Raw genomic sequence first — 218 nt, forward strand, 5'->3', positions numbered from 1 at the left:
AAACTTTCATAATTCTTTTAGGGGCAATTTTTTTTGTTTCAATTTTAACTTCATTCCATCTATACCTTGTAAGCCACCAGTATGAATTACAAGTATTTTTGCACCTTTTGGGAAATAATTTTTATTTATTAAATCGAATAACCCATACATCATCCTACCAGTGTAAATTGGATCTAGTTGTATATTATGATCCGCCTTAAACTGATTAATAAACGTAA

Annotated in this window: 1 pseudogene; it reads right to left on the minus strand. The window is 28.4% G+C overall.

The window, feature by feature from the left end:
• Positions 1 to 6 precede the first annotated feature (6 nt).
• Positions 7 to 218, minus strand: a pseudogene (locus ACRHOC_RS15690) (1-aminocyclopropane-1-carboxylate deaminase/D-cysteine desulfhydrase); the annotation flags it as partial.

Origin of the sequence: Winogradskyella poriferorum, assembly GCF_050618035.1 — a bacterium.
In the GTDB taxonomy this organism is placed as follows: domain Bacteria; phylum Bacteroidota; class Bacteroidia; order Flavobacteriales; family Flavobacteriaceae; genus Winogradskyella; species Winogradskyella poriferorum_A.